The sequence below is a fragment of the Citrobacter sp. Cpo065 genome (assembly GCF_030332805.1).
Taxonomy (GTDB): Bacteria; Pseudomonadota; Gammaproteobacteria; order Enterobacterales; family Enterobacteriaceae; genus Citrobacter; species Citrobacter portucalensis.
Genome location: NZ_JAOWHC010000034.1, coordinates 525382 through 547362, shown reverse-complemented (window position 1 = coordinate 547362; position 21981 = coordinate 525382). Strand labels below are relative to the sequence as shown.

The 21981-nt window shown below is 49.9% G+C and carries 27 protein-coding genes and 1 pseudogene; 18 read left to right on the top strand and 10 right to left on the bottom strand.

All coding sequences use genetic code 11. The features are described 5' to 3' along the window. Nucleotides 1-22: 22 nt before the first annotated feature. Nucleotides 23-1012, bottom strand: a complete 990-nt coding sequence (gene pspF / locus OGY68_RS18735) for a phage shock protein operon transcriptional activator (RefSeq protein WP_172111135.1) — start codon at nt 1010-1012, stop codon at nt 23-25. Nucleotides 1013-1167: 155 nt separating this feature from the next. On the opposite strand from pspF, the gene pspA reads away from it, so the two are divergent. The 4 genes from pspA to pspD are packed head-to-tail and all read left to right on the top strand — an operon-like array spanning nt 1168 to nt 2713. Continuing rightward, nucleotides 1168-1836, top strand: coding sequence for a phage shock protein PspA (gene pspA, locus OGY68_RS18730; protein ID WP_057067370.1), 669 nt, complete (start codon nt 1168-1170; stop codon nt 1834-1836). Nucleotides 1837-1890: 54 nt separating this feature from the next. Next, nucleotides 1891-2115: an envelope stress response membrane protein PspB gene (gene pspB, locus OGY68_RS18725; RefSeq protein WP_003020509.1), complete on the top strand. Its 225-nt coding sequence runs from the start codon at nt 1891-1893 to the stop codon at nt 2113-2115. Continuing rightward, a complete protein-coding gene (pspC, locus tag OGY68_RS18720; RefSeq protein ID WP_003020497.1) occupies nt 2115-2474 on the top strand; it encodes an envelope stress response membrane protein PspC in 360 nt (119 codons plus the stop codon). The genes pspB and pspC overlap by 1 nt, the downstream gene beginning before the upstream one ends. Nucleotides 2475-2482: 8 nt before the next feature. Continuing rightward, entirely contained in the window at nt 2483-2713 is a 231-nt protein-coding gene (gene pspD / locus OGY68_RS18715; RefSeq protein WP_057067371.1) for a phage shock protein PspD, read from the top strand. Between the two features lie 165 nt (nt 2714-2878). Here the strand turns inward: pspD and OGY68_RS18710 are convergent. Beyond that, nucleotides 2879-3004: pseudogene (locus tag OGY68_RS18710) on the bottom strand (LacI family DNA-binding transcriptional regulator); the annotation flags it as partial. A 156-nt stretch (nt 3005-3160) separates the two neighbouring features. Here OGY68_RS18710 and pspE point away from each other — a divergent pair. From pspE to tyrR, 4 genes are all read left to right on the top strand, one after another. Further along, the gene (pspE, locus tag OGY68_RS18705) at nt 3161-3478 is read left to right on the top strand and encodes a thiosulfate sulfurtransferase PspE (protein WP_057067372.1); all 318 of its coding nucleotides are present in this window, start codon (nt 3161-3163) and stop codon (nt 3476-3478) included. Nucleotides 3479-3620: 142 nt separating this feature from the next. Further along, complete coding sequence (locus OGY68_RS18700; RefSeq protein WP_032944430.1) at nt 3621-5018, top strand: YcjX family GTP-binding protein; 1398 nt, start codon at nt 3621-3623, stop codon at nt 5016-5018. Continuing rightward, a complete protein-coding gene (locus tag OGY68_RS18695) occupies nt 5015-6076 on the top strand; it encodes a YcjF family protein (RefSeq protein ID WP_032943592.1) in 1062 nt (353 codons plus the stop codon). Before OGY68_RS18700 ends, OGY68_RS18695 begins: the two co-directional genes overlap by 4 nt. 147 nt (nt 6077-6223) lie before the next feature. Further along, nucleotides 6224-7768 carry a transcriptional regulator TyrR gene (tyrR, locus tag OGY68_RS18690; protein WP_008784910.1) on the top strand — a complete coding sequence of 515 codons (1545 nt, stop codon included), beginning with the start codon at nt 6224-6226 and terminating at the stop codon, nt 7766-7768. Between the two features lie 53 nt (nt 7769-7821). Here the strand turns inward: tyrR and tpx are convergent, their stop codons facing one another. After that, nucleotides 7822-8328 (bottom strand): thiol peroxidase, encoded by a 507-nt coding sequence (tpx, locus tag OGY68_RS18685; protein WP_003020437.1) that lies wholly within the window; start codon nt 8326-8328, stop codon nt 7822-7824. Between the two features lie 115 nt (nt 8329-8443). Between tpx and ycjG the strand changes: the two genes are divergently transcribed. Next, entirely contained in the window at nt 8444-9409 is a 966-nt protein-coding gene (gene ycjG, locus OGY68_RS18680; protein ID WP_008784909.1) for an L-Ala-D/L-Glu epimerase, read from the top strand. Here ycjG and mpaA read toward each other — a convergent pair. Continuing rightward, complete coding sequence (gene mpaA / locus OGY68_RS18675; RefSeq protein ID WP_057067374.1) at nt 9384-10112, bottom strand: murein tripeptide amidase MpaA; 729 nt, start codon at nt 10110-10112, stop codon at nt 9384-9386. The genes ycjG and mpaA overlap by 26 nt on opposite strands. A gap of 184 nt (nt 10113-10296) precedes the next feature. On the opposite strand from mpaA, the gene mppA reads away from it, so the two are divergent. Together mppA and OGY68_RS18665 are read left to right on the top strand one after the other, a co-directional pair. Beyond that, nucleotides 10297-11910, top strand: a complete 1614-nt coding sequence (mppA, locus tag OGY68_RS18670; RefSeq protein ID WP_008784907.1) for a murein tripeptide ABC transporter substrate-binding protein MppA — start codon at nt 10297-10299, stop codon at nt 11908-11910. Nucleotides 11911-12104: 194 nt separating this feature from the next. Next, nucleotides 12105-12680, top strand: a complete 576-nt coding sequence (locus OGY68_RS18665; RefSeq protein ID WP_048235285.1) for a hypothetical protein — start codon at nt 12105-12107, stop codon at nt 12678-12680. Between the two features lie 536 nt (nt 12681-13216). Here OGY68_RS18665 and OGY68_RS18660 read toward each other — a convergent pair. Together OGY68_RS18660 and OGY68_RS18655 are read right to left on the bottom strand one after the other, a co-directional pair. After that, nucleotides 13217-13381: a hypothetical protein gene (locus tag OGY68_RS18660; RefSeq protein WP_158654536.1), complete on the bottom strand. Its 165-nt coding sequence runs from the start codon at nt 13379-13381 to the stop codon at nt 13217-13219. 80 nt (nt 13382-13461) lie between these two features. Continuing rightward, nucleotides 13462-14025 (bottom strand): MarR family winged helix-turn-helix transcriptional regulator, encoded by a 564-nt coding sequence (locus tag OGY68_RS18655; protein WP_032943585.1) that lies wholly within the window; start codon nt 14023-14025, stop codon nt 13462-13464. 114 nt (nt 14026-14139) lie between these two features. Between OGY68_RS18655 and OGY68_RS18650 the strand changes: the two genes are divergently transcribed. Further along, a complete protein-coding gene (locus OGY68_RS18650) occupies nt 14140-14370 on the top strand; it encodes a glutaredoxin family protein (RefSeq protein WP_008784905.1) in 231 nt (76 codons plus the stop codon). 66 nt (nt 14371-14436) lie between these two features. Continuing rightward, the gene (locus tag OGY68_RS18645; protein ID WP_057067376.1) at nt 14437-14721 is read left to right on the top strand and encodes a Rho-binding antiterminator; all 285 of its coding nucleotides are present in this window, start codon (nt 14437-14439) and stop codon (nt 14719-14721) included. On the opposite strand, the gene OGY68_RS18640 is transcribed toward OGY68_RS18645, so the two are convergent. Beyond that, nucleotides 14718-15488, bottom strand: a complete 771-nt coding sequence (locus OGY68_RS18640) for a DeoR/GlpR family DNA-binding transcription regulator (protein WP_008784903.1) — start codon at nt 15486-15488, stop codon at nt 14718-14720. The two genes, OGY68_RS18645 and OGY68_RS18640, sit on opposite strands and share 4 nt — an antisense overlap. 120 nt (nt 15489-15608) lie before the next feature. On the opposite strand from OGY68_RS18640, the gene OGY68_RS18635 reads away from it, so the two are divergent. From OGY68_RS18635 to OGY68_RS18620, 4 genes are all read left to right on the top strand, one after another. Further along, a complete protein-coding gene (locus OGY68_RS18635) occupies nt 15609-15992 on the top strand; it encodes a VOC family protein (RefSeq protein ID WP_057067377.1) in 384 nt (127 codons plus the stop codon). Nucleotides 15993-16164: 172 nt separating this feature from the next. Next, nucleotides 16165-16794 carry a carboxymuconolactone decarboxylase family protein gene (locus OGY68_RS18630; protein ID WP_057067378.1) on the top strand — a complete coding sequence of 210 codons (630 nt, stop codon included), beginning with the start codon at nt 16165-16167 and terminating at the stop codon, nt 16792-16794. A gap of 32 nt (nt 16795-16826) precedes the next feature. Continuing rightward, nucleotides 16827-17234: a cupin domain-containing protein gene (locus tag OGY68_RS18625; RefSeq protein WP_020996378.1), complete on the top strand. Its 408-nt coding sequence runs from the start codon at nt 16827-16829 to the stop codon at nt 17232-17234. Between the two features lie 43 nt (nt 17235-17277). Beyond that, nucleotides 17278-18330, top strand: a complete 1053-nt coding sequence (locus OGY68_RS18620; RefSeq protein WP_057067379.1) for an NAD(P)-dependent alcohol dehydrogenase — start codon at nt 17278-17280, stop codon at nt 18328-18330. A gap of 38 nt (nt 18331-18368) precedes the next feature. Here the strand turns inward: OGY68_RS18620 and OGY68_RS18615 are convergent, their stop codons facing one another. Then, a complete protein-coding gene (locus OGY68_RS18615; RefSeq protein WP_003840804.1) occupies nt 18369-19400 on the bottom strand; it encodes a mechanosensitive ion channel family protein in 1032 nt (343 codons plus the stop codon). 245 nt (nt 19401-19645) lie between these two features. On the opposite strand from OGY68_RS18615, the gene OGY68_RS18610 reads away from it, so the two are divergent. Further along, nucleotides 19646-19906, top strand: a complete 261-nt coding sequence (locus tag OGY68_RS18610) for a DUF2534 family protein (RefSeq protein ID WP_003020403.1) — start codon at nt 19646-19648, stop codon at nt 19904-19906. A gap of 48 nt (nt 19907-19954) precedes the next feature. Here the strand turns inward: OGY68_RS18610 and uspE are convergent, their stop codons facing one another. Further along, nucleotides 19955-20905, bottom strand: coding sequence for a universal stress protein UspE (gene uspE, locus OGY68_RS18605; RefSeq protein WP_003833229.1), 951 nt, complete (start codon nt 20903-20905; stop codon nt 19955-19957). A 205-nt stretch (nt 20906-21110) separates the two neighbouring features. Then, a complete protein-coding gene (locus tag OGY68_RS18600) occupies nt 21111-21926 on the bottom strand; it encodes an APH(3')-I family aminoglycoside O-phosphotransferase (protein WP_234103841.1) in 816 nt (271 codons plus the stop codon). Nucleotides 21927-21981: the final 55 nt, after the last annotated feature.

Here is a 21981-nt window from a genome sequence, read left to right as displayed (position 1 = left end):
ATATAACATCTGCAAATGTGCGTTAAATCTGGTGTTTTTTCAGCAAAGCGCGAAGCTGATGGTAAGTCAGACCCAGTAATTCAGCGGCTTTTTTCTGGTTAAATTTTGCCTGCTGTAAGCTGGTTTGTAGAAAGTCTTTCTCTTGCTGCTGCTGGAATTCACGCAGATCCAGCGGTAACCCTACAGACATCGGTTTAGTTTCCGGCGCCTGCGGCTGCGTAGTGTGGCGGCGGAAGGGGTCAATGATTATCTCATTCAGCGGGTAATCACTGGTTCCATGCCGGTAAACGGATCGCTCCACGACGTTTTTCAGTTCACGAATATTGCCCGGCCAACGGTAGTGGAGGAGCGTTTCTCTGGCCTCGGCACTAAAACCCGGAAACAGAGGTAATCCGATCTCGCGGCACATCTGAATGGCAAAATGTTCGGCCATTAACATAATGTCACTTTGACGCTCGCGTAACGGTGGGAGTTGCACCACGTCAAAGGCCAGGCGATCCAGCAGGTCCGCGCGGAAAGTGCCTTCGCTAACCATGCGAGGTAAGTCGGCATTGGTCGCGCAAACAAGTCGTACGTTAACCTGTAATGGCTGGCTGCCACCAACGCGCTCCAGCTCGCCATATTCAATAACGCGCAGCAATTTTTCCTGTACCAACATCGGGGCGGTTGCCAGTTCATCGAGAAACAGCGTACCGCCGTCGGCGCGTTCGAAACGTCCCGGATGGCGTTTTTGCGCGCCGGTAAAGGCACCCGCTTCGTGACCAAACAGTTCGGAATCAAGCAAATTTTCGTTTAGCGCCGCGCAGTTAAGCGAAATAAACGGGCCTTGCCAGCGGGTGGAGAGGTAGTGCAGGCGGTTGGCAATAAGTTCTTTCCCGGTCCCGCGCTCACCTATAACCAGTACAGGTTTATCCAGCGGTGCCAGATGAGAAACCTGCTCCAGCACTTCAATAAAGCTGTTCGCTTCACCCAGAAGATTATCTTTGTATCCAGCCATGATGAAATTCACCATTTGTTAGTGTTATTCACCAATTTACGCTAATTAGCCTGGCAGGTAAATTTATATAATTGCAATAAAATCAATTACATAAAAAGTTGGCACGCCAAGTGCATTACGAAAACAGCAGGGCATAGCCCGATATCAGAACAGTAAGTGAGGATTACATTATGGGTATTTTTTCTCGTTTTGCCGACATCGTGAACGCCAACATTAATGCGTTGCTGGAAAAGGCTGAAGATCCGCAGAAACTGGTGCGGTTGATGATCCAGGAAATGGAAGACACGCTGGTTGAGGTACGTTCTAACTCAGCGCGTGCGCTGGCAGAAAAGAAACAATTATCTCGCCGTATCGAACAGGCCAGTGCCCAACAGGCAGAGTGGCAGGAAAAAGCAGAACTTGCGCTGCGTAAAGAGAAAGAAGATCTGGCGCGTTCTGCGTTAATTGAAAAGCAGAAACTGACCGATTTAATTGCCTCTCTGGAGCATGAGGTGACGTTGGTTGACGATACGCTGGCGCGTATGAAAAAAGAGATCGGTGAGCTGGAAAATAAACTCAGTGAAACCCGTGCTCGTCAGCAGGCGTTGATGTTGCGTCATCAGGCAGCGAGTTCTTCGCGTGATGTTCGTCGTCAACTGGACCGCGGTAAACTCGATGAAGCGATGGCGCGCTTTGAATCTTTCGAGCGTCGTATCGATCAGATGGAAGCTGAGGCTGAAAGCCATAACTTCGGTAAACAGAAGTCTCTGGATCAGCAATTTGCTGACCTGAAAGCAGATGATGAAATCAGCGAGCAGCTGGCGCAACTTAAAGCCAAAATGCAGCAAGACAAGCAATAATAACATCTGGCGGCGCCCGAACGCGCCGCCGCTCATCACCTGTAAGGAGTACTCATGAGCGCGCTATTTCTGGCCATCCCGTTAACCATCTTTGTGTTGTTCGTTTTACCGATTTGGCTCTGGCTGCATTACAGCAACCGTTCCAGCCGTGGCGAACTGTCGCAAAGTGAACAGCAACGCCTGGTTGAACTCAACGATGACGCACAGCGGATGCGCGAGCGCATTCAGGCGCTGGAAGACATTCTTGATGCTGAACATCCAAACTGGAGGGACCGCTAATGGGAGGCGTTAATCTGAACAAAAAACTGTGGCGTATTCCGCAGCAGGGCATGGTGAAGGGGGTTTGCGCAGGTATTGCGCATTATCTCGATGTGCCTGTGAAACTGGTACGGATCCTGGTGGTGTTGTCAGTCTTTTTTGGCCTGGCCTTTTTCACCTTCGTCGCCTACATCGTGCTGACCTTTGTGTTGGACCCGATGCCGGACAATGTGGTTTCCGGCGAGCAGCAGCCATCAAGCGGTGAGCTGTTGGATGCCGTCGATCGCGAGCTGGCTGCTAGTGAAAAGCGTTTACGTGAAATGGAACGTTATGTGACGTCCGATACTTTTTCCTTACGTAGTCGCTTCCGTCAATTGTGAGGACAGAAATGAACAATCGCTGGCAACGTGCCGGGCAAAGGGTTAAGCCGGGCTTTAAAATAGCAGGTAAGCTGGTGCTCCTGACCGCGCTGCGCTACGGCCCGGCGGGTGTAGCAGGGTGGGCGGTGGAGTCCGTCGCCCGACGCCCGCTAAAAATGCTGCTGGCGTTGGTTCTGGAACCGGTGTTGAGTCGGGCTGCGGCAAAATTGTCGAAACGCTATTCAGGTAATCAACCCTGATATTTGAATCAGCAAAAGAAAGCAACAATTAATCAACATTCCCTCAGTTAATTTGCGGCAGCTTACAAATATAATTTGTGGGCTGTCAGAATTCTTTTGGGTCGTTACCACGGGTATTGAGGGTGAACTAAAAAATCTATTTCGCAGAGCATTAATACCTAGGTTTTATATCAGGAAGTCGGTCAGCAATATTTGTGTTCCTATCGTGATATTCTGTAATCCTTTCTCACCTGCAATCAGATTAAATAATAAATTACAGCTTTGCTCACCTAATTGTTGGGTAGGAACATCAAATGTGGGTACAAAAATCAACAGGCTAACTGCAGCATGGGTAACCTGAGGAACAATCGTCCGCGCCTGCAGACGGTGATAATGCAGTCGCAATATTTTCTTAAGAACTGGCGTATAGTGTTGTAGTGAAATCCAACTCTCGATCAGGAAGATATTATGTTTAAAAAAGGCGTATTAGCGTTGGCACTGGTCATTGGTATGCCGGTTTACGCTGCCGAACACTGGATTGATGTTCGTGTTCCTGAGCAATACCAACAGCAGCATATTCAGGGTGCCGTCAATATTCCGTTAAAAGAAATGAAGGCACGTATTGCAGCTGAAGTTCCTGATAAGAACGACACTGTGAAGCTGTACTGCAACTCCGGGCGTCAATCGGGACAAGCGAAGGATATGTTGACTGAAATGGGCTATACGCAGGTGACGAATGAAGGTGGCATCAACCAGATCTCGCTTCCTAAAGTAGAGAATAAATAAGCCGTACGCAGTTCTTCTGCTCCTGGCGGTAAGAATAATGCCGCCAGGTACCGCCCAGGTAGTTGATAAGTAAGAATTGACCCCTATCTTTACTTCCTGTTTGTTATAATTTCTTCGGTTCCTTCAGCAAAACGGGATGGCGATGAAGCGACTTAAAAATGAACTCAATTCGCTGGTTAATCGCGGCGTAGACCGGCATTTACGCCTGGCTGTCACCGGACTTAGCCGCAGCGGTAAGACGGCGTTTATCACTGCGATGGTAAACCAGTTACTCAATATTCATGCCGGTGCGCGTCTGCCGTTGCTCAGCTGCGTGCGCGAAGAGCGTTTGCTCGGCGTGAAACGGGTTCCTCAACGCGATTTTGGCATTCCGCGCTTTACCTATGATGAGGGACTGGCGCAACTGTACGGCTCTCCGCCAACCTGGCCGACCCCTACGCGCGGCGTGAGTGAAATACGTCTGGCGTTGCGCTATAAATCCAATGACTCTTTACTGCGCCACTTTAAAGACACCTCCACGCTGTACCTGGAGATCGTCGATTATCCGGGGGAGTGGCTGCTCGATTTACCGATGCTTGCCCAGGATTATCTGAGCTGGTCGCGGCAAATGACCGGATTATTGCAGGGGCAGCGGGGCGAATGGTCGGCAAAATGGCGGCAGTTATGCCAGGGGCTGGATCCGTTGGCGCCTGCTGATGAAAACCGTCTGGCGGAAATTGCTGCCGCCTGGACGGAGTATCTGCATCAGTGTAAACAGCAGGGCCTGCATTTTATTCAACCGGGCCGTTTTGTCCTGCCCGGGGATATGGCGGGCGCGCCTGCGCTGCAATTCTTCCCGTGGCCGGATGTCGATGCCTGGGGGGAATCAAAGCTGGCGCAGGCAGACAAACACACCAACGCGGGCATGTTGCGCGAAAGATTCAATTATTACTGCGAAAAGGTCGTCAAAGGGTTTTATAAGAATCACTTCCTGCGCTTTGACCGCCAGATTGTGCTGGTCGATTGCCTGCAGCCGCTCAACAGCGGGCCACAGGCGTTCAACGACATGCGCCTGGCGCTTACCCAGTTGATGCAAAGCTTCCATTACGGGCAGCGTACGCTGTTTCGTCGGCTATTTTCTCCAGTGATCGACAAGCTGCTGTTTGCCGCCACCAAAGCCGACCACGTCACGGTCGATCAGCACGCCAATATGGTGTCGTTATTGCAGCAGCTGATCCAGGACGCATGGCAAAACGCGGCGTTCGAAGGTATCAGCATGGATTGTCTGGGGCTGGCATCGGTGCAGGCAACCACCAGCGGCTTGATCGATGTGAAAGGTGAAAAGATCCCGGCGCTGCGAGGTAATCGTCTGAGCGATGGCGAACCGCTGACAGTTTATCCGGGCGAGGTTCCCGCGCGACTGCCCGGACAGGCATTTTGGGACCGCCAGGGCTTTCAGTTTGAGGCGTTTCGCCCGCAGGTTATGGATGTCGATAAACCCTTACCGCATATCCGCCTTGATGCCGCGCTGGAGTTTTTAATAGGAGATAAATTGCGATGAGCGAGCCGTTAAAACCGCGTATCGATTTCTCAGGTCCGCTGGACGTGGAACAAAACACGGCGTTTAAAGCGCAGCAAATGTTCAACGAAACGGAGGCGCAGACTTTTTCTCCGGCGAAAGTGGATGAACCCCTGGAAGACGAAGGTCAGGCGGAGGCCGTCATTGATGCGGCCTTACGCCCCAAACGCAGTCTGTGGCGCAAGATGGTGATGGGCGGGCTGGCGCTGTTTGGCGTAAGCGTTGTTGCTCAGGGTGTGCAGTGGACCATGAACGCCTGGCAGACTCAGGACTGGGTCGCGCTGGGAGGATGTGCCGCAGGCGCATTGATTATCGGCGCAGGTGTCGGATCGGTGGCGACCGAGTGGCGCAGATTGTGGCGATTGCGTCAGCGCGCGCACGAACGTGATGAAGCGCGAGACTTGCTCCACAGCCATGGAACCGGAAAAGGTCGTGCATTTTGTGAAAAACTGGCGCAGCAGGCGGGTATCGATCAGTCTCATCCAGCATTGCAGCGTTGGTATGCCTCAATTCATGAAACACAGAACGATCGCGAAGTGGTCAGCCTGTATGCCCATCTGGTGCAGCCGGTGCTGGATGCGCAAGCCCGGCGTGAGATCAGTCGTTCAGCAGCAGAGTCCACGCTGATGATTGCCGTCAGTCCGTTGGCGCTGGTGGATATGGCGTTTATCGCCTGGCGAAATCTGCGGCTGATTAATCGCATTGCATCGCTGTATGGTATTGAACTTGGTTATTACAGCCGTCTGCGCCTGTTCCGCCTGGTGTTGTTGAATATCGCTTTTGCCGGGGCCAGTGAGCTGGTGCGGGAAGTAGGGATGGACTGGATGTCGCAGGATTTAGCCGCCCGCTTATCAACGCGTGCCGCACAGGGCATTGGCGCGGGGTTATTAACGGCGCGTCTGGGCATTAAAGCTATGGAGCTTTGCCGACCGCTGCCGTGGATCGATGATGATAAGCCACGACTGGGCGATTTTCGCCGTCAACTGATTGGTCAGGTGAAAGAGACCTTACAAAAGAACAAATCTCCGCGCGAAAGTTAGCTATAAAACAGGCGCCGATCGTATAACTTTACGCCCCGGCGCCTAATTTTCCAGCGCGCTGTCAATATTTGTTGACAGAGTTCTTCCTGCAAACCAAATACTGTCTTATCATTTAACACATAATCCCTTGTCCAGGTGAAGGTTCCTATGCGTTTGGAAGTCTTTTGTGAAGACCGTCTTGGTCTGACCCGCGAATTGCTCGATTTACTGGTGCTGAGAAGCATTGATTTACGCGGTATCGAGATTGACCCCATCGGGCGAATTTACCTTAATTTTGCGGAGCTGGAGTTCACCAACTTCAGCAGTCTGATGGCTGAAATCCGCCGTATTTCAGGGGTTACGGATGTGCGTACCGTACCCTGGATGCCTTCCGAACGTGAACATCTGGCGCTGAGTGCTCTGCTTGAAGCGTTGCCAGAACCGGTCCTTTCTCTTGATATGAAAAGCAAAGTTGAGATGGCGAACCCTGCGAGCTGTCAACTTTTTGCGCACACCCAGGAGCGGATGCGCAACCATACCGCAGCCCAGTTAATCAATGGGTTTAACTTTCAGCGCTGGCTGGAAAGCAATCCGCAGGATTCCCATAGCGAACATGTCGTGATTAACGGGCAGAATTTCCTGATGGAAATTACGCCTGTCCATTTGCAGGGCGAAAATCAGGAGCAGATGCTGACCGGCGCGGTGGTGATGTTGCGCTCCACCATCCGAATGGGACGTCAGCTGCAAAATATGACAACGCAGGATCTCAGCGCGTTTAGCCAGATTATTGCCGTCAGCGCCAAAATGAAACACGTCGTAGAACAAGCGCGCAAGCTGGCGACGCTGAGCGCACCGCTGCTGATTACTGGTAATACCGGCACCGGCAAAGATCTTTTTGCTCATGCATGTCATCTGGCAAGCCCGCGTGCGTCGAAACCGTATCTGGCGCTGAACTGCGCGTCAATCCCTGAAGATGCGGTTGAAAGCGAGCTGTTTGGCCATGCGCCGGAAGGCAAAAAAGGGTTCTTTGAGCAGGCGAATGGCGGTTCGGTTCTGTTAGATGAAATTGGCGAAATGTCGCCGCGTATGCAGACCAAATTGCTGCGTTTTCTCAATGACGGTACGTTCCGTCGCGTGGGAGAAGATCACGAAGTTCATGTTGATGTCCGTGTGATTTGCGCGACGCAAAAGAACCTTGTGGAGCTGGTGCAGAAAGGACTTTTCCGTGAAGACCTCTATTATCGTCTGAATGTACTGACGTTAAACCTGCCGCCGCTGCGCGATTGCCCACAAGATATTATGCCGCTTACCGAACTGTTTGTGGCGCGTTTTGCCGATGAGCAGGGCGTGCCGCGTCCGAAGCTGTCCGCCGATCTCAGCACGGTGTTAACCCGTTACGGTTGGCCAGGCAACGTGCGTCAGCTTAAAAACGCTATCTACCGGGCGCTGACCCAGCTTGAAGGCTATGAGCTGCGGCCACAGGATATTTTGCTGCCGGATTATGATGCGGCAACGGTTGCGGTCGGAGAAGAGGTGATGGAAGGGTCGCTGGATGAAATTACCAGCCGCTTTGAACGCTCCGTGCTGACGCAGCTGTATATGAATTATCCCAGCACGCGCAAGCTGGCCAAGCGCCTCGGCGTTTCGCATACCGCGATTGCCAATAAATTGCGCGAGTACGGCCTGAGCCAACAGAAAAAAAGCGAAGAGTAATGCCGTAAATGAAAATGCCTCCATCCGGAGGCATTTTTGTATGCAAACGCAGCTTACGCTTTCAGAACGTCCAGCGCTGCTGTGTAGTCTGGTTCGTTGGTGATTTCATTGACCAGTTGGCTGAAAACAACATTGTCATTTTCATCGATAACAACTACGGCACGTGCGGCCAGACCTTTCAGCGGGCCTTCAGCGATTTCAACACCGTAGTTTTTCAGGAATTCTGCGTTGCGCAGGGTGGACAGCGTGATAACGTTGCTCAGACCTTCCGCGCCGCAAAAACGAGAGTGGGCGAATGGCAGGTCGGCCGAAATACACAGTACGACGGTATTGTCGATTTCTGTCGCCAGTTGGTTAAACTTACGTACCGATGCCGCGCAAACGCCAGTATCGATGCTTGGGAAAATATTCAGCACTTTGCGCTTGCCTGCAAACTGGCCCAGCGTAACGTCAGACAGGTCTTTAGCCACAAGGGTAAAAGCCTGAGCTTTGCTTCCAGCCTGAGGAATGGAGCCGGCAACTGCAACCGGGTTGCCCTGGAAATGAACGGTTTGTGACATGGTTATCTTCCTGTTTACATATAGTTAACGTCGAGGCTAGTTTATGCCATCAACAGTTAACACGGCAAACGCTATTTGCGGATATCCGCTTCAGGGACTGCATTAAGGAAAACAAATGAGAACAGTTAAGGTATATGAGGAAGCCTGGCCGCTGCACACTCCCTTTGTCATAGCCCGTGGGAGCAGGACCGAAGCGCATGTGGTTGTCGTCGAATTGACAGAAAATGGCGTCACAGGTATTGGCGAGTGCACACCGTACCCACGCTACGGTGAAAGCGATGCCTCTGTCCTGGCGCAAATTATGAGCATTGCACCACAACTGGAAAACGGACTGACGCGTGAAGAGCTGCAAAAGCTGCTGCCAGCAGGGGCTGCACGAAATGCCGTAGACTGCGCGTTGTGGGATCTAAGTGCGCGTCAACAGCAGAAGTCGCTGGCGGAATTGGTGGGAAGTGAACTGGCGGAAGTGGTGACGACGGCGCAAACCGTAGTGATTGGCTCGCCGGAACAAATGGCTGCGAGCGCGGCTGCGCTGTGGGGAAATGGCGCAAAACTGCTGAAAGTTAAACTGGATGCTCGCTTGATTAGTGAGCGGATGGTTGCCATTCGTGCGGCTGTTCCTGACGCCACGATTATTGTCGACGCCAATGAATCCTGGCGGGCAGAAGGCCTTGCGGCACGCTGTCAGCTGTTGGCTGATTTAGGGGTGGCAATGCTGGAGCAGCCGCTGCCGGCTCAGGATGATGCCGCGCTGGAGAATTTTGTGCATCCGCTGCCCATCTGCGCAGATGAAAGTTGCCACACTCGCAGCAGCCTGAAAGCGCTGCACGGACGCTATGAAATGGTCAATATCAAACTGGACAAAACAGGCGGTCTGACGGAAGCACTGGCGCTGGCAACGGAAGCCCGCGAGCAGGGATTTGCGCTGATGCTGGGCTGCATGCTGTGTACCTCCCGGGCTATCGGTGCGGCGTTACCGCTTACGCCGCAGGTTAACTTTGCCGATCTTGATGGCCCTACCTGGCTTGCCAGCGATGCGGAGCCAGCCCTGCATTTTACGACCGGGCAGCTCCATCTCTAGGGTGCCAGCGCAGCAGATTGGACATGGCCAGCAGGTATTTTTCGCTCGCTTCATCCGATGAAAGGGGCGGAAATTCGGCGGTTATGCAGTGTAAATTCAGGTCTGCGCACCAGCTACCAAAAGAGCCGGGCGTTTCATAACCTACGCTGGTGACCAGAGGCAATTCAAACGACTGTGCCAGCCACGCACCCAGCTCGCTGCTTCTGGGATCTTCAATACAGGCCAGTGGATCGTGAAAAGAGACTACCCAGGCGGGATGAATTCGGTGAATAAGCTGACACAACGCCTGGGTTTCTGGTTCCGAACCCGGACTTTCTCCGGTCAACAACACCACATCACGCTCTTCTGCGCTACTGTTCCAGCGATACACCGTTTCGCCCGCTCTCCAGTTTGCGGCGGGAAAATTACGGTTCAGATCGACGCCGTTCGCATTTGCGCGCAGCCCAAGCTGGCAACCGTCAGGGTTTACGGCCAGCACCACATGGTGGCGACGCAGGGAAGGGTTAAGCGTACGCAATGCGCAAGAAAGGGTAACGATCGAGGAGTTTTCGTCGCCGTGCGTTCCCGCCAGTATCAGGCCGCTTTCACGATCGGCTGCCAGTGCAGGAAACCAGATTAGCGGTGCGCCTAACAATGAACGTCCGTAATGTTCGGTTCCAGGTGGGAATGCGCCGCGCTCGGCACGGGGACGGGTAACGGTCATAGTCATCTCTGAATGCTTGGATTGTTACTCGCAGTGTTGTGCAAAATGTATGGATAATCAAATCGTTTTCACACACTTATCTTTTCAGGTGTAATATCACTTTCTTGTCGGAAGTTAATTGCATTTCCTGCTGGCGATACAAATAATTACACATTCACTTAGTAGCCGGAATTGAGGGTATCTTATGCAGCATTCTGTTTCAGTAACCTGTTGTGCGTTGTTGGTTAGCAGCATTTCTTTATCCTGGGCTGCTGATGTTCCCAGCGGAACGGTACTGGCAGAGAAACAAGAACTGGTGCGTCATATAAAAGACGAACCGGCGTCGCTTGATCCGGCAAAAGCCGTAGGGTTGCCTGAAATACAGGTTATTCGTGATCTATTTGAAGGGCTGGTCAACCAGAATGAGAAGGGTGAGATCGTACCTGGCGTCGCTACCCAGTGGAAGAGTAACGATAACCGCATCTGGACGTTTACGCTGCGTGACAATGCGCAATGGGCGGATGGTACGCCGGTAACGGCGCAGGATTTTGTCTATAGCTGGCAGCGTCTGGTTGATCCAAAAACGCTGTCGCCGTTTGCCTGGTTTGCGGCGCTGGCGGGAATTAATAATGCTCAGGCTATTATCGATGGCAAAGCCACGCCTGATAAACTTGGCGTTAGTGCTGTCGATGCACGGACATTGAAAGTTCAACTGGATAAACCGCTGCCCTGGTTTGCCAATCTGACAGCGAGTTTTGCATTCTATCCGGTACAAAAAGCTAACGTTGAGAGCGGCAAAGAGTGGACCAAACCAGGCAATCTTATTGGTAACGGCGCCTATGTGCTCAAAGATCGCGTCGTGAACGAAAAACTGGAAGTGGTACCAAACACACATTATTGGGACAACGCCAAAACGGTGCTGCAAAAAGTCACCTTCCTGCCGATCAACCAGGAATCAGCTGCGACCAAGCGCTATCTTGCTGGTGATATTGATATCACGGAATCCTTCCCGAAAAATATGTATCAGAAACTGTTGAAGGATATCCCGGGTCAGGTTTACACCCCGCCGCAGCTTGGTACTTATTATTATGCTTTCAATACCCAGAAGGGACCGACCGCCGATTCACGCGTGCGGCTGGCACTCAGCATGACTATCGATCGTCGTCTGATGGCGGAGAAGGTATTGGGTACAGGTGAGAAACCGGCATGGCATTTTACACCGGATGTAACGGCAGGATTTGTGCCGGAACCTTCACCGTTTGAGCAAATGAGTCAGGAAGAACTGAACGCGCAGGCAAAAACGCTGCTGCGTGCGGCGGGCTATGGCCCACAGAAACCGCTTAAACTGACGCTGCTGTACAACACCTCAGAAAATCATCAGAAGATTGCTATCGCAGTGGCTTCTATGTGGAAGAAGAACCTCGGTGTTGACGTCAAACTGCAGAACCAGGAATGGAAAACGTATATCGACAGCCGTAATACCGGTAATTTTGATGTGATCCGCGCCTCATGGGTGGGTGACTACAATGAGCCTTCTACGTTCTTGTCGCTATTAACATCGACCCATACGGGCAATATCTCCCGCTTTAATGATCCGGCTTACGACAAAGTGTTGACCCAGGCAACTCTGGAGAATACAGAGAAAGCGCGCAATGCCGATTATAACGCCGCGGAGAAAATTCTGATGGAACAGGCACCTATTGCACCGATTTATCAGTATACCAACGGGCGTTTAATTAAACCGTGGCTGAAAGGGTATCCGATTACTAACCCTGAAGATGTGGCCTATAGCCGCACAATGTATATCGTTAAGCACTAGTTGAATACACCCTCCTGATAACCTTCGTTAACCTCATCTAAAACCAGAGCTGGCGCGGATTTCAGCGCCAGCACCTCTCGTATAATCGTAGTGGATGATGGCTTCTTTGAAACAGAGCGACGGGAAGAGGGTCATTGGATGCCACTACCAGCAGCACCGCAGCTGGACTGGGATAATCAGGTGAAGATTACTCTATGGGCGTATTCGCAAGGAAGATGAGAAAAATATTAATGATAATAAGGTTGCCAACAAAGATAGAGTTGATTTCATTCTGCTGTGCAGTCATTTGGGTTATTTGGTGTGCATGGGCAGACAAAATCACTCACGACACGTACCTTTTTGATGAGGGGCTTTATAAGTCAGTAATTGTTGGGACTTCCTTCCTAATAGGAATGTTCATTGCTTGGCGTGTGTACCTAAAGAATAAGTTCGCTGCAGGTATGGTTAAGAGGCTTTTTGGCGTTTGCCTCACCGTTATGATGTACCTGACTTTTATCTTTTGGAACGTTCCAGAGTTACTAATGATCTCATCAGCTAATAAGCATGTGAGTGACAATTACCGATTCAAGATGAGATACCCAACACAATCTGGAGGAAAAACCAGGTCATGTAAGGCTCATGTTATCTACTATGACACATATCTGAAGCGTGAAATCGCACTCTGTCACTGGGATGATGCTCCATCTTTTTTCTATACGGATTATATTCGCGTAGATAAGCTGATTTCAGGTATGGGCGCACAGATTATTTATCACGAAGCAGTTCATTGAGAAAATCCTATTCAAAGTTTAGCGGTCGCCATATGTCGGCCTTTTCTACTTCAGACTCACGGGAATCAACCACTACGTGCTTTGTTGATAAATCCAGCCGGTGAAGCCTGATCCTCTACACACAGAATAACTATGTCTGAGCCAATCATAATTGCCAGTGGGGTGACCTCCGCTACGGTAGGGATCACTTTCGCCACTAGTTCTTGGATTTAAGGGATTGATCCTTAATCTGATTGCAATGTAACTCAGACTCGAAGTCTGTATCTCGCAGGACCAGTATGTCGTAGCTATCAGCGTAAGCCCCCCATTTAAAACGGGCTAAATGTTTAGACTCACCATTAGGGTCGGTTAAATATAGGACACCATCCACCATCCACCATTCCTGCGTCGTACTTGTATAGCGTTTTTAACGCCAGCACGGGTGATCATCAGAGGCATATCCTGACCACGTTCATCATACCTCGCACAGCCAGTATTGATTCACCACTCCCGTTGGCGTTAGTACAATTCCAGGCATTCAGTACAGAATTGAAGCCTTATGCGATGATGTTATGTTGTTCTTTAGCCGCTTGAGTTTGAGCACTGCGGGCCAGCGCTTTCTCTTCATCGTAGTGAGAGCCATAGCCAGCAAGGACAGTCGTCGCGGCAAACAACAACATTAATTGACGATATTGGTTGTCTGTATTCGTAATTTTATCCATTTAGAACAATGAAATACCATGTTCATTTATAATCAAACACTAACAGAGATAATGGCTGGTGTGATTTTGCACCAACCATTTTATGTTTCCGGCGGCTGATGCTCCCGGCAAATCAGCAATGAATCTTCTTCACTCAATCTCTCTTTCGTCAGATTACAAAATCCCTGACCATCAATTTTTTGGTGGAACCGACAGCTATGGCAAAGACCAAAGCCAGGCACATTGTTGGTCCTCTGGATCCCGCGTAACAGTTCTAACAGCAGCTCTCTGAGCACGATCGCCCGTTCACCCATTGCCGATTCACTCTCCACTAAAAACGTGGGGGGCAGCAGGGCTTCCAGTAAGTTATTGGCCGACTCACTTAAGTGTAGATGGACGCTACGTTTATCACGGTGATCCGGCTTACGAACAATCAACCCTTTGTTTTCCAAAAGCTTCAGCGATTGTGACACGGTACCTTTGGTGAGACCGAGGTAGTCTGTCACGCCAAGCGGCGTATTGGAATAACGGTTGCAACGGGCCAGATACATTAACGCGCTAAGTTGTACTGGCTGGAGATCCGCCAGTAAAGGATGCTGGCGAAACCACATCCTTGTCAGGCTGGAAAGCCGGTCAAGTACGTCGAAAAGTGACATGTCGGGCATAACAAATCCTCCTCGGCATATAGTATCGATTAAAAACTATATTGACAAAGGGTAAAAGCAGCGTAGCATGAATTATAGTATCGAATCGATACTATAATTTAAAGGAGATGTATCATGACTAAAGCTCGTTTCTATCATGCAGGTTGCCCGGTTTGTGTTTCCGCAGAACAGACACTTTTGCAGCATTTGTCTGCGGATGTTGAAATCGATGTGGTTCATCTGGGAGAGCAACCTGATCGGGTTGCTGAGGCTGAAGTGGCTGGCGTGAAATCTGTTCCGGCGCTGGTGATTGACGGCAATGTGCTGCATATTAATTTCGGCGCTCCCATTGAAGCGTTGAAATAGCTGGAAAGTTCGGGAAGTTGCGTTGGCGATTTCCCGAATATACAAGACGTTGGAGAAGGTAGCGTGATGAAAACGACCGAAGAGTATCACCCGATAGATTGCGATCTTCATGATTATCTGGAAATCGCCTGCATGTACCACTATTGGTTGCACATTGAACTAACGGATGGCACATGTTTTGATGCTAAAGCGCTGACGACGTGTACCACCGTGGAAAAAGAAGAATTTCTGGTAGTGGATCAATCTGAAAACCAGCAAAAAATCCGTCTGGATTATCTGTCAGCGATCACCGCGCTGACACCAGGAGCGACGTTTAGCACAGTAAATTTTCAGCGGGCCTACCGCGGTTAGACGGTATAAATTCGAATGTCGTGCGCCTGGAACGCTGTGGCGTACTCTTTGCTGATGTTGTCCTCTACAACAATCACATCGATATTGCTGCTTTCGGTAACGACATATCGGGCGACGGCTGGGATTTTTTCAGCCGTTAGCGCGACGATAGTTTCATTACATTGTTTAATCACCGCTTTTTTGAATTCACAATCCGCATAATCAAATCCCGTTAAGCCGGATTCAGGCGACATCGCGCAGCCGCCAATAAACCCCTGATCGAATAAAATGTCCTGCACTTGTGCGATGGCGGAAGCTCCCACGCACCCACCTGAAGATCTCTGCACCACGCCACCCAGCATAATGACTTCAAACAGCGGTTTTTTTAGCAAAACAGCGGCAATCTCCGGTGAATTTGTCACCACGGTTAACGCCAGTTCGGCGGGCAGAGCTTCTGCCATCGCCAGATTGGTGCTACCCGTGTCGATAAAAATACAGCTTCCGGATTTGACCAGTCGGGCACATCTCTGCGCGATGTTGCTCTTTTTGGCTACATTAATACTCTTGCGCACGTCGATGTCTTCGGATTCAGGGAGTGTAATGACCGCACCACCATAAACTTTTTTACACACGCCATCTTTGCTCAATTCATGCAAATCACGACGAATTGTGTGTTCAGAAACACCTAATCGGTTAGCAAGTTCAGAACAAATGACCCTGCCGTTTTCTTGCAGGATCTGAAAGATAAGCGCCTGGCGCTGTTCCGGGAATGCGGCGTAATCGAGCATAGATACTCCAGGTGAAATAAACATCGAGCAATAAAGTGCATGATCGTGCATTATGATTAACTATGTCAACATCCCTTACAGGGGCCGTACTATTCTGGATACAACAGGAAGAGGTTCGCTATGAAGATTGCGCATATGGCGTTATGGACACAGGATCTCGAGCAGCAAGCTCGCTTCTGGGTCTCGTTTTTTGACGGCAAGATCAACGAGAAATACCGCAGTAAAACCAATCCTGGGTTTGAATCTTATTTTGTCAAAATTGGCGAGGAAATTGCGATTGAGTTAATGACCAAACCGGGTCTTATTGGGCAGCAACCTGACAATAATCGTTGCGGATGGGTACACCTCGCCATTTCTGTTGGCGGCAATGAAAGTGTTGATGCCATTGCAATGCAAGCGCAGGGACAGGGGATATTAGTCTCAGGTCCGCGCACTACTGGCGATGGTTATTACGAAGCGGTGATAAAAGATCCTGACGGCAATTTAATCGAGATTGTGGCGTAAGTCTTCAATCAGTTACCTGCAAATAAAGAGTACCTGCTGCTCATTATTGATGAGCACAGCTCATAAGTTTGTCCTTCTTTTCCTCTCTAATCACCGACACGTCTAGTCTCTATAATTTTACTGTTTTCAGCCCCCGGTGGTGCAATGTTGCCACCGTTTTGGAGAGTCGAATATGCAATACCAACTGGATGCCAGACAACAGGCAATCATCCCCATTGCGGCATTCACTGCCACAGGACAGATGGAAAAGTTGGACGTCGCGCTCAACGCCGGACTGGATGCGGGACTCACGTTCAGTGAAGTAAAAGAGATCCTGCTACAACTCTACGCATACTGCGGTTTCCCTCGCAGCCTGAACGGCCTGTCCTGCTTTATGTCGGTGGTGAAAAGTCGAAGCGAGAAAGGGCTTTCAGACGACGAAGGTAGAACGGCCACGCCGCCACCTGCAGACTGGAACAGTGTTCAGGCTGGGAGCCTAACTCAGACGCAACTGGTTGGACAGCCTGTAAGCGGTCCGCTGTTTGACTTTGCACCCGCTATTGATGTCTGGCTTAAAGCACATCTGTTTGGCGATATTTTTCAGCGAGATGTACTTGACTGGCAGGACCGTGAATGGGCGACCGTTTCGGCGCTGGCCGTTCTGGGCGGCGTTAACAGCCAACTGAAAAGCCATTTTGCGATATGCCTTAACATCGGGATCCTCCCTGAGCAACTCAGTGAGTTTATTACGATACTCGAACAGCACTGTGGAGCCGGGATTGGGGAAAATGCCTGTACGGTTCTTGATGAATGTCTGGTATGAACACCGCGGACATTATCCATACTGGAGTCACTATGAACGAACAATTTGATGGTAACAGCGTCTTTCCACGTGGAGAGAAAAATGAAGCGTATGCGAAGTATTTCACTGGCGACAGCTATCTGACCATGCTCTCCATGGAAGGCGTGGTAATTGGCAATGTCGCATTTGAACCGGGTTGTCGTAACTTCTGGCATGTTCATCATGAGGGTGGACAAATATTGCTGGTGACCGGTGGCAGAGGTTGGTATCAGGAGTGGAATAAACCGGCACGTGAGCTGAAAACCGGCGATGTCGTGCACATTCCGGCTGGAATGAAACACTGGCACGGCGCCGCGCGTGATAGTTGGTTTGCCCATATCGCCGTGGAAATCCCGGCCCCTGGCGCGTCGAACGAATGGCTGGAACCGGTTAGCGACGCTGAGTACAACCTGCTGCCCTGAACTATGCTGGTTCTGGTAACACCTAATCCCTGAGGAGATCTCAATGGTCATGAATGTGAAGGGTTATGCTGCTCTGGCGGTGAAAGAAGATTTAGTCCCCCATAATTTTGTTCGTCGCGATCCGCGTGAAGATGATGTGGTTATCGATATTTTATACAGCGGTGTATGCCACTCGGATATTCACAACGCCTACAACGATTGGGGCGGCGCTAAATATCCGATGGTACCAGGGCATGAGATCATTGGCCGCGTGGTGCATGTTGGTAAGTCGGTAACAAAATTCAAAGTGGGCGATCTCGCAGGGGTCGGCTGCATGGTTGATTCGTGTCAACACTGTAGCGCCTGCGAGCAGGGGCTAGAGCAGTATTGCGAAGAAGGTAACACGCTAACGTATAACGATATCGACCGTCATGACGGTCTGCCTACTTTCGGCGGCTATTCTGACAAAATTGTCGTTACCGAAAAGTTTGTGGTGAAGGTCCCTGAAGGGATCGATTTACGCGGTGCGGCGCCGCTGCTTTGCGCCGGGATCACAACATGGTCGCCTCTGCGCCACTGGCAGGTAGGCGAGGGCAGTAAAGTCGCGGTTGTCGGTCTGGGTGGACTCGGGCATATGGCAATCAAACTTGCAAATGCGCTGGGCGCGGAAGTTACGCTGTTTACGCATTCACCGGGCAAAGAAGCTGATGCCAGACGTTTGGGTGCCAGTCACGTTGTGCTTTCCACTGACAGTGAACAGATGAAAGCGACAGCGAATCAGTTTGATCTGATTATCGATACTGTGCCCTACGTTCATGACCTGAACCCTTATATCCCAACCCTGGCGCTAAGCGGTACGCTGGTGCTGGTCGGTTATCTTGGTGCGTTGGATCCGTTTCTGAATACGGTTCCCCTGATCCTTGGGCGTAGGTCTGTGGCGGGTTCAGTTATCGGCGGCATTGCTGAAACGCAGGAGATGATGGATTTTTGCGGTCAGCATGGTATTACCGCCGATGTCGAAGTGATCGATATTCAGGATATTAATCGTGCCTGGCAGCGGATGTTGAAAAGCGATGTGAAATACCGCTTTGTAATTGATATTGCCTCATTGAAATAAGTACAAAAAAGACGCGGATTTCCGCGTCTTTTCTTTTGTTAGTGTGTCAATGGCGATGCTTCAGGATTATCCATATACAGCGTCTGGCTGGGGAATGCAAAGTCGGCGCCGTTTGCCTGGACTATCGTGATAATCTTTAAATAAACGTCTTGCTGTACCGCGAGCCATTCCTTCCAGACGGTGGTTTTCGTGAAGCAATACACCATGATATTCAACGATGAATCGGCAAATTCATTAAAATAGACCAACAGAGTTTGTTTCTGGTCTATTCCAGGATGGTTTTGCAGCATTTCTCTGACCGACTCGACAACGGCACCGACTTTATCGGCATCCTCATATCGTAACCCGATCACCGTTTTAATTCGCCGGTTGGTCATGCGCCCTGGGTTTTCTACGCTGATGGAGGAGAAAATCGAGTTTGGCACATACAACGGACGATGGTCGAAGGTGTTTATTTTAGTCATTCGCCAGCCAATTTCTGCTACCGTGCCTTCAATATTGCGGTCCGGGGAGCGGATCCAATCGCCTATGCTAAACGGTCTGTCGAAATAGAGCATAATGCCTGAGAAAAAGTTGCTCAGAATATCTTTCCCCGCCATACCCACTGCGATACCGCCAATACCGCCAAAGGTTAACAGGCCGGATAAGCTCATACCGAAGTGTTCGCCATACAGTAAAATGATGGCAACCACGATGGTAATCTTGATGATACGCGACAGGATCCTCGCGCTGGTGATATCTCTGCCTTTATTAATCTGCGTCTTTTCAAACTGATTAATCACCAGAAAAAGTTTGATGGTCAGGATCAACGCAATCAACGAGGTGCAGATAAAGTCGACCACGCTGGGGGAGATAAATTTCAGGCTGTAACTTTCGATAACGTTATTAGCAATGCTGCCAAACGTCCCAATGATAATGGCATAGACAAAAAATTGTGCGGCATGAAATATGAATCCTTTGCAGCGACGCTCTCCACGATGATACCAGACGCTCATCAGGACCAGCGCGGCACAGCAGCTAAGAATTACCGTCAAATTAAACGCATTATTCATAAATAGTTCAGCGATCATGATTCTTCCTGGCAACTCCGTGTTAGCTAAATATCATCTGACATCCTAATCCCCAGATATTTTACTCAGTTAAGGCGGTCAGATCATTAATCAAAAGGAGAGATAAATAATGCAATCAGCGCTATTTTCAGCGAAATAACGTTGACGTCAACCCTGTATGCGGTTTATGTAGCAGACAGTCAGTTGATGTCATGGTATTGTTAGCGCAAAGTAACAAGGTTTTTCATTTGCAAAAGGACAGTACTATGATCATGGCTAAGCTGAAAACAGCGAAGGGACGGAAGTTTCTGTTGTGCCTGCTTGGAGTGTTTATTATCGCAGCGTCGGTCGTGACGCGAGCGACGATCGGTGGCGTTATTGAACAATATGACATTCCGCTATCCGACTGGACCGCTTCAATGTACGCCATTCAATCTGCAATGATTTGTGTCTACAGCATGGTGTTTACGATTCTGTTGGCTATCCCGCTTGGTATCTATTTCCTCGGCGGTGAGGAGCAACACTAGGCGTTTAAAATGCCGGATGATATCGCCATCCGGCATTTCATTGTGTGGTTAATCGTCTTCTTCGTCGTCCAGTTCAACTGGCGTCTGATATTCATCCGGCTTGATGACCAGCAGGTCACAGCGTAGATGATCGATAACCTGTTCCGCGGTATTACCAAGAAACGCAGCAGAAATACCGGTACGTCCGACGGTCCCCAATACCACAATACCCGCCTGCAAGTGCTCGGCTAAATCAGGAATGACCTCTTCAGGTAAGCCTTTTTCAACGTGCGTCACTTTCTCATCAATACTGAATTTCTGGCGTAGTGCCTTCATGGCCAGCAGATGCTGTCCACGGATTGCGTCGTTATAAACGCTGGGATCAAATTCAGGCAGTTCAATCGCGATGTTGATTGGTGTGACAGGGTAGGCGCCTACCAGATGCACTTCGGTATGGTTAACCTGTTCTGCAAGCTGTAGCGTCTCTTTGACCAGTTTTTCATTGAGCGCGTTGTGATAAGCCTCTTCACTGGCGAGGTTTACGGCAACCAGTGCTTTACCCCCTTCAGGCCATGGCTGGTCTTTCACCATCCATACCGGACTTGGACATTTACGCAATAAATGCCAGTCGGTTGGCGTAAATATTACGGCTTCGAGGCGGTCGTGTTGGTGCGCCATCTTGAGGACCAGGTCATGCCTGGCGCTGATGACTTCCTGGATGATGGCTTCAAAGGGTCGGTTATGCCAGACCACTTTAATCTCCAGAGGGATCCCTGCTTCGATATAGTATTTCGCTTGTTCACGTATCCATGCAGTTCGCTGGCTGATGACTCCCTGACGCATTGCCGTACGCTCATCAGGCGACAGCAGGGTAGTCATCTCATAGGAAAAGTCATAGATTGGCAAAAAGGCTTTAATTTTTCCACCAATCCGTTGATGCAAATAAACAGCTCGCCGTAATGCTGGTTGATCGTCCTGGTTAGGGTCGATGACGACCAGCATATTTTTATACATAGCCATACAGGGTCTCCTTACAACTGTCATCGCAGTTTGTAACTAAAAGAGTAACCCAATAATGTGGTTTGAAACAGGGGAGAACCTCTAGCCAGATCAATAAATTGGGGAAATCTCCAGCTTTTATCTACATCCCGCTCAATTTAAACAATTTTTCTCAGCCTGTAGTGCACCGACTCTTCCGCTCGCTTTGGCAGTAATCGCTGTAAATTTAAAAAAACTCATCAAGCATCAAGTGAAACTGCAATTTTTTCTCGTCGGGTTGAGGAATGCCATATTGTTGAAAAAGCCTGTTTTGCAGTGAATGTGAAAATTCACCGAGGCAGTTCCAGAGAATAGCGAGATCCTGGTATTGATCGGCGATGCCAACTCGTCCCACATCAAGACACCCCACTATTTCATCATTACAAAAAATAATGTTATCCAGTGAAAAGTCACCATGAGTAACAACAGGAACAGATGAGAAGGGCAAAAGAGTGTGCATCTTTTCCCAGACCTGTTCAACAGAACAGCCATTGCGTTCATCATCAAAATCCTCGGCATCAACAAGATTATTTTTCATCCGGTTTTGTGCCAGTGTGAGACGAAATTGGTGATTGCTGTTAAAGGGGCAGCTATTTACTGGAATGGCATGTAACCGACGCAAAAATGTCGCCATAGTATCAACAATATCATTACTCATATCAGGGTGCTCTTCTAACATCTGGAAGGCAGTTTTCCCTGGTATTGCCGTGGTGAGTAGCAATGCTACGTCAGGCGTTCGGGAAAAATGCTTAACGTTTGGCAGCGGGATGTAATCTTTCAACCAGATGAGCCTGACCATTTCATCCGTAATATCATTGGCAACGCTACCGTTACCTTGCTTCAGATATAATTCAGGGGCATCCACTTTGTCGTAAAGTCGGTAGATGGCAGCACCAGATTGACCGACATGGTCACGTGCCCATTTATAGCCATCAAGCTCATGGTCCAGGCTTGAGTTTAATTGCAAACGCGCGCAGGTGCTTTCCCTGTGAATATGATTCATAACATTCCTTTGTCTGAGTATGGATAAACGGCGGGTGCACACATTACAAGTTGAT